Origin of the sequence: Sphingobium wenxiniae, from assembly GCF_007830065.1 — a bacterium.
GTDB classification, from domain to species: domain Bacteria; phylum Pseudomonadota; class Alphaproteobacteria; order Sphingomonadales; family Sphingomonadaceae; genus Sphingobium; species Sphingobium wenxiniae.
This window is the reverse complement of the sequence record NZ_VLKK01000026.1, coordinates 18,375-29,085: the sequence shown is the minus strand read 5'-3', so window position 1 is coordinate 29,085 and position 10,711 is coordinate 18,375. Positions and strand designations below refer to the sequence as shown.

General features: G+C 56.3%; 9 protein-coding genes and 2 pseudogenes. 5 read left to right on the top strand and 6 right to left on the bottom strand.

What is annotated here, in order from left to right:
- The 5 genes and pseudogenes from IQ35_RS18735 to IQ35_RS18715 form a co-directional block, all read right to left on the bottom strand.
- A pseudogene (locus tag IQ35_RS18735) lies at positions 1–176 on the bottom strand (IS21 family transposase); the annotation flags it as partial.
- A gap of 106 nt (positions 177–282) precedes the next feature.
- Positions 283–1,722, bottom strand: coding sequence for a benzoate-CoA ligase family protein (locus tag IQ35_RS18730; protein WP_145075690.1), 1,440 nt, complete (start codon positions 1,720–1,722; stop codon positions 283–285).
- 54 nt (positions 1,723–1,776) lie between these two features.
- Entirely contained in the window at positions 1,777–3,174 is a 1,398-nt protein-coding gene (gene boxB / locus IQ35_RS18725) for a benzoyl-CoA 2,3-epoxidase subunit BoxB (RefSeq protein ID WP_145075687.1), read from the bottom strand.
- Positions 3,175–3,275: 101 nt separating this feature from the next.
- Positions 3,276–4,961, bottom strand: coding sequence for a 2,3-epoxybenzoyl-CoA dihydrolase (gene boxC, locus IQ35_RS18720; protein WP_145075683.1), 1,686 nt, complete (start codon positions 4,959–4,961; stop codon positions 3,276–3,278).
- An 89-nt stretch (positions 4,962–5,050) separates the two neighbouring features.
- A complete protein-coding gene (locus IQ35_RS18715; RefSeq protein WP_158636708.1) occupies positions 5,051–5,929 on the bottom strand; it encodes a shikimate kinase in 879 nt (292 codons plus the stop codon).
- Positions 5,930–5,989: 60 nt separating this feature from the next.
- On the opposite strand from IQ35_RS18715, the gene IQ35_RS18710 reads away from it, so the two are divergent.
- The 5 genes and pseudogenes from IQ35_RS18710 (at position 5,990) to IQ35_RS21115 (ending at position 9,367) form a co-directional block, all read left to right on the top strand.
- Positions 5,990–6,451 (top strand): flavodoxin domain-containing protein, encoded by a 462-nt coding sequence (locus IQ35_RS18710; protein ID WP_145075677.1) that lies wholly within the window; start codon positions 5,990–5,992, stop codon positions 6,449–6,451.
- Between the two features lie 10 nt (positions 6,452–6,461).
- Positions 6,462–6,944 carry a hypothetical protein gene (locus IQ35_RS18705; protein WP_145075674.1) on the top strand — a complete coding sequence of 161 codons (483 nt, stop codon included), beginning with the start codon at positions 6,462–6,464 and terminating at the stop codon, positions 6,942–6,944.
- Between the two features lie 693 nt (positions 6,945–7,637).
- The gene (locus IQ35_RS18700) at positions 7,638–8,732 is read left to right on the top strand and encodes an aldo/keto reductase (protein WP_145075671.1); all 1,095 of its coding nucleotides are present in this window, start codon (positions 7,638–7,640) and stop codon (positions 8,730–8,732) included.
- 85 nt (positions 8,733–8,817) lie between these two features.
- Positions 8,818–9,088, top strand: a pseudogene (locus tag IQ35_RS18695) (transposase); the annotation flags it as partial.
- 126 nt (positions 9,089–9,214) lie between these two features.
- On the top strand, positions 9,215–9,367 hold the full coding sequence (locus IQ35_RS21115) for a hypothetical protein (RefSeq protein WP_158636707.1): 153 nt from the start codon (positions 9,215–9,217) through the stop codon (positions 9,365–9,367).
- Positions 9,368–9,702: 335 nt separating this feature from the next.
- On the opposite strand, the gene IQ35_RS18690 is transcribed toward IQ35_RS21115, so the two are convergent.
- Positions 9,703–10,680, bottom strand: a complete 978-nt coding sequence (locus IQ35_RS18690; RefSeq protein WP_145075668.1) for an aldehyde dehydrogenase family protein — start codon at positions 10,678–10,680, stop codon at positions 9,703–9,705.
- Between the last annotated feature and the right edge of the window lie 31 nt (positions 10,681–10,711).

The following is a 10,711-nucleotide window of genomic DNA, read 5'->3' as shown; positions in this document are numbered from 1 at the left end:
TCCGCATACGGGTCCAGCTTGCTCGGCCGCTCGGGAACCTTGAACTGCGGCTCTACCGTGTCCGCCCGCAGGTACTTGCGGATCGTGTTGCGCGACAAACCAGTGCGCCGCTCGATCTCCCGGATCGGAACCTGCTGCCGGAAATGCCAGCGCCGGATTACACTCAATAACGCCATGTCGATCACTCCTGAATCCTCCGACCAATCAGCCAGAGGGAAGTCAAAACATGGGTCACTTCTCAGTGGAAACTTATGCCCCTCCCGGGTCAACTCTCAGTGGAAATCAACACCTTACCTCCAAATCGCCACCAGCTTCCACTCCGGCGTGAACCACCACGTATGCGTGCGGTTTCAAGAGGTTATCCGAATCCTCGGTGCCCACTACGGCCGCCTCGATCACTTCGGGATGACTGGCCAGGACCTCCTCGACCTCGATCGGCGACACATAGATGCCGCCAACTTTCAACATGTCGTCAGCGCGACCGGCGTAGGTCAGCCAGCCATCGCCATCGATCGAGTATTTGTCTCCGCTATTCGTCCACTCGCCCTGGAAAGTAACCTGGGATTTTTCGCGATTGCGCCAGTATCCGATGGCCGCAGTCGGCCCATTGATCTGAAGGGTTCCGATTTCGCCGGGTGCCGCTTCTCCGCCGCTTTCAGTTACAACCCGGACACGGTAGCCATCAACGACTTTTCCGGTGCATCCGAAACGCACCTCGCCCGGACGTTGGGAAATAAAGATGTGCAACATTTCGGTCGAACCCAGCCCATCGAGAACGTCTGCATCGAACCGTTCTCGAAAGACCCGGCCCACATGCGCAGGCAACGCCTCGCCTGCCGATGTCGCGATACGCAAGGACGGCGCCTGCTCTGCCGTAGGACACGATGGATGAGCGAACCAGCCAGCGAAGAATGTCGGCACGCCGCATAGCACAGAAATGTCGTTTTCAACGATTACTTCGCTGATCGCCTCTGGTGTCGCACGACCGTTGAAAAGCACGACGGTTGCTCCCACCGCGTAAGGGAACGTCAACGAGTTGCCCAACCCATAGGCGAAGAACTGCTTGGCGATCGACAAGACCTTGTCGTTTTCACGAAGCCCCAGCGTTCCCATGGCATAGAGATTGGCAGTCAACCGCATTGAACTTTGCGCATGCATTGCGCCCTTGGGTCTACCGGTCGATCCAGAGGTATAGAGCCAGAACGCAACGTCATCGCGATGCGTGTCCGCAGGTTCGGTCATCGGATTAGCGCCTTCGATCAGCGCCTCAAGGTCGGCCCAAGGTCCACCATCACTGCTGATAAAACGGACATAGGGTTGATTAGCGGCGATATCCGTCCATTTATCCGCCAGGTCGCCTGAGACGAACACAGCCACCGCTCCGCTATTACAGAGGATCCAGCCGAAATCGTCAGGTGTCAGCAGGGTATTGAGCGGAACCGGAATAACACCTGCGCGGATCGCCCCCAGGAAAACGGTAGGAAAATCCCGTGTGTCCGTCAGGCAGAGCAGCACACGCTGATCGCGCGTCACGCCGAGGCGCGCAAAGACATCGGTCATACGCGTTACGCGATCGTAAAGATCGCGATAGGTCACCATACCGCGATAGTCGATGATCGCCGCCTTTTCCGGACGAGACTCCACGTTGGGCATGAGCAGGTCTTCCGCCGCATTGAAGACGTCAGGAAGGTCATCAATCGTTCGGCCCAGTTCAGTATTCATCGGGTTCCTCTCCCCAATAGAAAGGGCGGCCGGTTTACCGGTCCGCCCTCTTCGTCAGGCTGCCCGCACGTAATCGAACTCGAACGGCATGTTATTGATTCCGCGATCGGGCGGACTGGTCCAGTTCGCGCACTTGCCCGGCTCGGTCACACCGACCATAAGCGATTTCACATAGCCGCGATCCGCCTCGCTGGGCAGCACGGACTGAACCGCGTCCCGCGACGTCGACTTGCCATCGGTATTGAAGTTCATACCGGTCCAGACTCCGACACTCCGGTTAAAGCGTTCCGACGGCAGCTTGAGCTGAAATTCGAATCCTGCCTTCTTGATCAGGCGGTTCCAACGGGTTACGCCGATGTCGCAGTCGCGAATATAGGCATTACGCGTAATGTAGTTCATCGCATTCCGTGTGGCGACTTCCTCGACACCGTCCGGAGTTTCGATTTTTTCGATCGTGGTCGAGCAATCGTGGTCTTCGTAGGTGCCCTCGTCGGGACGCCCCTTAAGCCCATTGGCGAAATACGTTGCCGCGTTGGAGCTGATTTCCGCGCCGAAGAGATCGAGGGCGGAAGAGAACCAGAAATTGATGTAGCGCTGGATCAGCGGCAGGTCGATCACGCCCGACTTGCGAAGCGTTTCCGGATCATCAGTGCCAAGCTTCTGCATCTCGTCGAGCGTACGCTTGATTACTCGGGTCACGCCGGTTTCTCCCACAAACATATGGTGCGCTTCCTCTGTCAACATGAAGCTGCAAGTCCGGGCCAAGGGATCAAACCCGCTCTCGGCCAGTGACTTGAGCTGATATTTGCCGTCACGGTCCGTGAAATAGGCGAACATGTAGAACGACAGCCAGTCGTCGATAGGCTCGTTAAACGTGCCCAGGATGCGGGGGTTGTCGATATCGCCAGAGTGACGAAAGAGCATTTCCTCTGCCTCTTCGCGCCCATCGCGACCAAAGTAAGCGTGAAGCAGATAGACCATAGCCCACAGATGGCGCCCCTCCTCCACGTTCACCTGAAACAGGTTGCGCATATCGTAAAGTGAAGGGGCCGTGAGTGCCAAAAGGCGCTGCTGCTCAACGGATGCCGGTTCAGTATCGCCTTGCGTGACGATCAGACGCCGCAACGTCGAACGGTATTCCCCTGGAACCTGTTGCCAAGCCGGCTTGCCCGCATGCTCGCCGAAACCAATTGTCCGGTCCGGCTGCTTGTCGGCGAGGAAGATGCCCCAGCGGTAATCGGGCATCTTCACGTGACCGAAAGTGGCCCAACCTTTTGCATCGACCGAAGTCGCCGTACGCAGATAAACTTCGTGACCTTGATAGGTCGTCGGGCCGAGATCTTTCCACCAGTCGAGGAAGGCAGGCTGCCAGTGCTCCAAAGCACGCTGCAGCGCCCGGTCATTAGACAGATCTACGTTATTCGGTATCTTGGCTTGATAGTCGATAGACATTTTGCTTCTCCCGCGGCTCCGGCCACTTCAGAGTGTCGTGAATAATTCGGCTGATTTCGGCGGCCCCGCATGACCAGCAGGCCATCGCCGACAGGGACTTTTCAGACTCGTTTCTGATCAAATTCCGCCCGAGTGCCCGAACCAAAGAGCTTCAATGCTCCCCCCTCTCCGACCGCATTGGGGCGTATGAAAATCCAATTCTGCCACGCTGAAAGGCGCCCGAAGACCTTGGACCAGGTGGTTTCTGGCCCAGCAAAACGCAGGCTGGCCTCCATGCCGGTCAACGCATCCGGCGAAAGGCCGCAGCGCTCATCGATGGCAAGACGAACTTCGTCGTCCCAATCGATATCGTCCGGCGCGAAGGTCACCAAGCCTAGGTCATGCGCCTCACCTGAGGGGATCGCAGTTTCGACAAGGTCTTCCAGTTCGCCGACACGCTCCGGCATTCCAAGGAAGCGCGACTGCAAGCGCGTGAGGCCATTACACATCGGGTAAAGCCCGAAATTCGCCTTGCTCAACTGCATGATCGGGCTGCGCGACACGTCTTCCAGCAGTTCGAGCATGTAGGACCGGTCCGCGGCAAAGGCGAACTCCGCCAAAGTGCCTGCAAAGGCCGACCCCGGCTCTATCACGGCAAACATCGATCGGGATGAAACATCAAGACGGGAAAGCGTACGGCGCAGCAGCCCGATCACCTCATTGACGAACCAATGGTCTCTCGCCCCGATCATGGCGTTGTCATAGGCTACGACATTTTCGCCATTACCCTCGGCCTTCAAAATCCAGAGGCCCATTTCCGGATTATTTGTGCGCAAAAGCAAAATGGCATCATCGAGTTCTCGAGCCATCTTGAATGGCCAGAAGTCGATGCCTTGGTCGCACATGGTGTCTCCGCCCGCAGGCGGCAGATCGGTCGGCGCACAAACGGTCAACGTAACGACGCCCCGGTCCCGATCGAAAATCACATCGACAGTATCGTAGTGATAGCCCGAGTCATCGATGGTGCGATTGAGCGGAGTAAGCTTTACGCCCTTTGCCGAAACCGGTCGAGCGCTCTTGTTGACCAGCGCCTCAGCCTTCTCCTTGACCGCCTCGTCCCAACGACCGCGCGGGGCGATATCGTCGACAAGACCCCAGTCCTTAGCGCGACGGCCTCGGACACCCTCTTCCGAGGTGCAGAACACATCGGCGAGGTCTTTGCGCACCTTGCGCTTGTCCACGACGCGTGTGAGACCGCCGGTGCCCGGAAGCACAGCCAGCAGCGGAACCTCGGGTAGCGAGACCGCCGAGGATCGGTCATCGATCAACAGGATATCGTCACAGGCAAGCGCGACTTCATAGCCACCACCTGCACAAGTGCCGTTGACTGCGGCAAGAAACTTGAGGCTTCCGTTTTCGCTAGAATCCTCAAACCCGTTACGTGTCTCGTTGGTGAATTTACAAAAATTCACCTTCCATGCGTGGCTTGATGTACCTAGCATGTAGATATTGGCACCCGAACAAAAAATCCGATCTTGTCCGCTGGTCAGGACGACGCAAGCCACCTCGGGATTTTCGAAGCGCAAACGTTGCACGATATCGTGCAATTCCATGTCGACTCCAAGGTCATAACTGTTCAGCTTCAGCTTGTAGCCCTCGACAAGGCCACCTTCGGGATCGACATTCATGGCAACCGTCGCAACGCGGCCGTCAATGCTGACTTCCCAGTGACGATAGCTCTCGCCACGTTGATCGTAAGTGAAAATTGTCGGCGCTACCCGTGCAAGTTCTGCAGCCTTGGATGCCATGCGAATCGCTCCTCTGTCCCGAATGCGAGGAGCAATATAAAACAATGATCCAGATCGAACAAGCATTATATTGCATATTTGGTCTGGGGTTAGGCGATCAGCTGCGTTGCCAGCTCTTCCAAAATGCCAAGAGTCGAAGTGAGGTCCTGAGCGGAGGTGTCGACCTGTGCGTCTGCTTGGCCATATGCCACTTCACGCGCTAACAATATGGCCTTGAGATCATTCATCGCCGCGCGGCTTTCGGACATCGGACGCAAATCACCCTGAGCGATAACGCGTTCCATGTGGTCATCCGGATTCGCCTTTAGCCAGACCGTCCACGCAGACTGCCTTAGCTGATCGTACAATTTACCATCCGCCACGATCGCTCCCGGTGCCGCGATCACGGCCATCGAATTGTTGCTGCAAATGCTGGCCAAGACCTCGGATTCATAGCGGTGCAACGCCCTCGCTCCATTCATCTCCAACAGCACCGCTATAGTGCCACCACACCGCCTCTCCACTTCCTTGGAAACTTCAAAAAACGGCGCATTCAAGCGTTTCGCAAGTGCAGAACCAAGCGAGGTCTTACCCGCACCACGCATACCTATAAGCGCGATCCGGCGGCCCTTCCCCTCCGTGTCACCGGGCTGATTGCCCAGCCTCACCAATAACTCACGAATGCGATCCGGCGGCATTCGGCGGAGTAGTGCCGCCACTTGCGCGACAAGCGGATCACGCTCGCCACCCAACGGCAACAGGTCGGCTATTGCGATGCCCAGCGCATCGGCAACCGATAACAGCATCTCGACAGACGGATTGCCTGTCCCCGCCTCCAGGTGTGCAAGGTAACGTTCCGATGCGCCCGACGCCGTAGCCAACTGCTTTCTTGTAAGGCCGACACGTGCCCGCGCCGCGCGAATGCGCTCCGCGATGTCCACGCTTCCGAGTAAGTCTTCGGGTCCGGCTTTCGAATTGCTTGCTTGCATATGTGCTTTATATTGCATACTTGGGTGAGGTACGAATCATAATTCCGAACGGAGAGGGCGTTGTCGAGCGAAAACAACCGCGTGGGCATTTTTGTCGCCACCATGACCGGTCTAGCCGACATGTGCGGCGAGGAAATCGAGGACGCACTTACATGTGCGGGCCTGGATTGTGAACGCCAATTGATGGACGGTCTCGATACTTCGGCGTTTGAAGAATTCGGCTTGATCGTGATAGTCACCTCCACTTACGGCCACGGCGAAATCCCGGACAATGGACAGGCACTGTTTGCAAGCGCGCAAACCGGTGCCGACTTAGCCGACAAGAAGTATGCGATCTTTTCGCTAGGCGACAGAACCTATGCGGATACGTTCTGCGCAGCAGGGGATCGGTTCGACGCCGTAATGGCCGCATGTGGGGCAACACGCCTCGTGGAAATCGAGCGGCACGACGCATCCAGTGGCACCCTGGCTGAAGACGTAGCCGGGGAATGGGCTACTGGCTGGGCCGATCAGTTTGCCTAGGAGAGAAATAATGGAAATCCAGGAAGCCGAAACCGAAATGTGCGCTGCACATGCTGCGATCGGTGGCTTTATTGTCCGCTGCTCGCTGCTCGATTTCCGCGTCAGTCAGTTCATGGCCCGCTGGTTCTGCGCGCACGAAAAGCAGAAGTTTCTTTCCTACACGTTAAAAGCAATGCCCCTTGCGCAGAAGCGGCAGGTCATCGAAGAGCGGCTGTCGAACTGGCATCAGGAGCCTGAATCCCTTCGCGCCGCCATGGATGAGATCGCTGTCGTCCTCGAACGCCGAGACCTGGTGGTAAGCGGTGTCCTGTCGCGGCGATCGTCTGGTGCTCTTTGCATCAAGAGCTTTTCCGGGGCGCGGTTCATTTCCGAGGAAGGTGCCATCGACATCCTAGATGTCTCAGAACTCGACGCATGGTCCGAAAGAGCCACTGAGCTCTCATCGGAACGTTTGATCGCTCTTGGGCGGGGTCTGCGAGACGTCCCGAAATAATAGACCTGACTGGTCTATCGCGCGTGACCGACATATGAACGTTCGCTTTGCGATGTATTAAGCGGTAGATCAGTCCTGCCGAGCGCATGGATTGCGCTCGATGTCATGAGGATCCGCAATTCCTGTCTTTTTATGGCCCGTTAGCTCCGCAACAGCGGGTCGAAACCACTTCCCGAAAATGACGTAAGGTTAAACTTGTCGGCACGGTCCGCGAAGTAGGCGAACATGAAAAAGGAGCGGCAGTCCTGCCTTTCCTCGTCAAAGGCACCTAACTGCCTAATTCGTGAGTTAATAAATGATAGCAGCATCTTGCCGCTCTGCGGTTGAGCCTTCGATGGATTTCTCCCAGTTTTGACAAGGCGGCAGAAACGGTCCAGTGGTGGGACAGGACTTGGAAGCCCTTGGCGGTATCGGCTAAGACATGATGCAACCATGGGAAGCGGTGGTGGATCGTGGCCTATCTCCTTCCACCAGTCAAAGTATGCTAACTGTCATTTTCCAAACGAGCGCTCGAGCTTACGGTCCGAAGAAAAGTTGACATTGTTGCTAAATAGCTCGTCACAATCGATTTCGATGAAGCATTCGTCACAAATCTACGCATCGTCCTCGACCAAAATTTTGGTATTTAACATGGTGATATTCCCCCATAAGTAATTATGTGCTATCTGGCATGCATGACAATCGCTATTATGCATGTTGATGGTGATTTTTGATAAAGATCAAACAATCCAGCCTGTGCATCTTAAAACAAAATTCGGGAGAGGTCAGTTCGACATGCTAAAACAGGTACTTGTCGGAGGCTCAGGACTACGAAGCTCCGAAATCGCGCTGGGGACGATGACATTCGGCGATGAACGTAATTGGGGCTGCTCCGAGCAAACTGCGCAAAATATCCTGGCTCGCTTTGTCGATGCCGGCGGTACCACAATCGATTGTGCGCCGAACTATGCCGACGGGAGGGGCGAGGAAATTGTCGGTCGATTTGCCAAGGACCGGCGTAACGAACTGATCATCGCGACCAAATATACCGCAGCATCCTCAACACACCCTCTTGCTGGCGGGAATAGCCGTCGCTCCATGATCCAATCCGTCGAGGCGAGCCTGAAACGGTTAGGAACCGATCGAATCGACCTGTTTTGGATGCACTTTTGGGATTTCACGACTCCGCTCGACGAAATACTGCGTGCCGCCGACGACCTCGTGTCAGCCGGCAAGCTTCTCTACTTCGGGCTCTCGGACACGCCGGCGTGGCTGGCAGCCAGGGCAGTCACGATCGCCGAACAGCAAAGACGTACCCCTGTTGTTGCTATACAACTCGAATACAATGCCGCGTCACGCGGGGTGGAGCGAGACCTTCTGCCAATGGCAGATACAATGGATCTTGGCTGTTTCTGTTGGGGTCCAATGGCAGCGGGCGTGCTTTCAGGCGGCGACAATCCTCAACGCCAGAATCTCGAGAAGCTCTCCCCGGCACTCGCTTGCGCGAGAGAGAGGTTGCTGGCGATCACGGCGGAAACGGGGTATTCTCCGCAACACCTTGCGTTACGCTGGCTGATGCAATCCAGCTATGGCCGCATCCCGATCGTCGGCGTGCGAACCCCGGAACAGATGGATGAAACGCTTCGGGTCTGCGCCACGCCCATCCCCGAGGAAGCATCAGCCAAGGTCGAAGGGATTGCCAAGTCCGGCAACCTCTTTCCCACACCGTTGATCCGTTCGAGTTACTTGCGCAAATTCGCGCTGGGCTCCCAGGAAATGCTCATCGATCCGGTGAGGCCACGATGTTGACGGTTTAAGAGCCCGATCCGAAAGTTGTTGAGCGATACCAGTATGTTGTGATTCACGCCGTCCTTGCGACGAGATGGAGTGAAACATGACATGGACCGGTATCGCCCAGCGCGAGCATAGCCGGGAGGGTTTGCGTTATCCAAGTGATATGACGAACCGGGAGTGGGCTTTGGCGGCCCCGTTCATTCCGCCTGCCAGGACGGGCGGCCGACGTCGAACGACCGATATGCGCGTGGCGACTGCTGCCCAAATGCTTCCCACCGGCCTCGACCGTGCGGCGCTATTTCTACGCGTGGCGCGATGCCGGATTATTCGATACGATCAACACGCTGCTGGTAATGAACCTGCGCGAGATGAGGGCATAGCGTGGATGGTACGCCAGACAACGCCAAGACCGAACAATACCAGAACGGTGGTGTGAGGACGGTCAACGCCGGAGGTCGATCAGCCCCAGTTCGTCCCACATCCACGTAAAATCATAGGTGGCCATCGGATCGCCCACCCAAAAGCACCGGATGGACCTGTTCATCCGCACCATCGGCATAGAGCGGGCCAGAACCAAGATCGGCCTCGTCAACATCGCCTTCAACTTCAAACGTTTCCTCTACTGGGAAACCCGGCCGAGCACGGCTTGATCGGCGCAACCCACGCGCTGATACCAGCGCAACGCCCTCTCGGTGGAACCGGAAAGCGCCGAGCCAAAGGTAAATCTCCCGCGTAGTCTGCACCCGCCTACGCGCTTCATGACCATCATGACTGCAAAGCCGGGTAAATCAGGGTGTCCAAAAGAAAACCGATTTATGCCGTGGCGGGATGGCGGAGGGCGTAGCCCGGAGGCGTCCCGCCACGGCATAAGCCCGCATCAAACCCTGGTCCCCTATTGCACGCCGATCCCGGTCCCCGGTTGCGCCGATTGACACAACAAGGCAATCGTACTTCAAGCGACCTCTATTGTTGCCATAGGACAAAATCAGAACGGGTACTGAATGGGAGTGTCCTTGATAGTGACCCATTGCCACTGAGAGAATTCATCCCAATTTGCTGGCCCTCCAATGCTGGTGCCATTGCCCGAATTTCCTCGACCACCAAATGGATTAACAACCTCATCGACCACTGTTTGATCATTGATGTGCAAAAGACCCGTATTCAACCGTTCGCCGATCGCAAGTGCTCGCGAGGTTGAGTTTGAAATGATCGCAGCTGACAATCCGTATTCTGTTGCGTTGGCGAGATCGATCGCCTCCTCGTCTGTTCTAAACTTAGTCAACGAGGCAACAGGAGCAAAAAATTCTTCCTCAAAGGCTCTCATCCCTGGCTTAACGCCTGTTAATACTGCCGGTGTAAAAAATGCCCCTGTATTCTTACCACCAGTAACAAGCATCGCGCCTTCAGCCACTGCAGCATCAACTAACGCACGCGCCTTTGTCGCTTGCGGCTCACCAATCAACGGGCCGATAGCGCACTCCGAAGCCGAAGGATCGCCCAAGGGTAAACCACCAGCCTTGGCCACGATTCGTTCCAAAAGTTGATCGTGTATCGATTCATGCACGAGTATCCGGCCACTCGCCATGCAAATTTGTCCTTGATGAAGGAATGCGCTCCATGCCGCATTGCTCGCTGCAATATCGAGGTCAGCATCATCAAGAATGATCAGTGAATTCTTCCCTCCGAGTTCGAGCGAAAGCTTCTTGAGATGGCCCCCCGCAAGTGCACCAATCTTCCTCCCGACTGCCGTCGAACCTGTGAACTGAATCATAGCCACCTTTGGGTGGGTACAGAGTGCTTCGCCGGCGTCTGCCTGTCCTGGTACGACATGAAAAACCCCCTCCGGCAGACCAGCAGCAACCAAAAGCTGTTGCAGAAGCAGGCCACCGCTAACCGAGGTACGTGGATCCGGCTTTAGGACAACAGTATTGCCAATTGCTAGCGCCGGAGCAATTGCGCGCATGAGGGCATCGCGTGGATGGTACGCCAGACAA

Coding starts and splice junctions, on each gene's coding strand:
- IQ35_RS18715 (WP_158636708.1), bottom strand. CDS start 5,929: ATGCAAGCAAGCAATTCGAAAGCCGGACCCGAAGACTTACTCGGAAGC.
- boxC (WP_145075683.1), bottom strand. CDS start 4,961: ATGGCATCCAAGGCTGCAGAACTTGCACGGGTAGCGCCGACAATTTTC.
- IQ35_RS18700 (WP_145075671.1), top strand. CDS start 7,638: ATGTTGATGGTGATTTTTGATAAAGATCAAACAATCCAGCCTGTGCAT.
- IQ35_RS18705 (WP_145075674.1), top strand. CDS start 6,462: ATGGAAATCCAGGAAGCCGAAACCGAAATGTGCGCTGCACATGCTGCG.
- IQ35_RS18690 (WP_145075668.1), bottom strand. CDS start 10,680: ATGCGCGCAATTGCTCCGGCGCTAGCAATTGGCAATACTGTTGTCCTA.
- boxB (WP_145075687.1), bottom strand. CDS start 3,174: ATGTCTATCGACTATCAAGCCAAGATACCGAATAACGTAGATCTGTCT.
- IQ35_RS18730 (WP_145075690.1), bottom strand. CDS start 1,722: ATGAATACTGAACTGGGCCGAACGATTGATGACCTTCCTGACGTCTTC.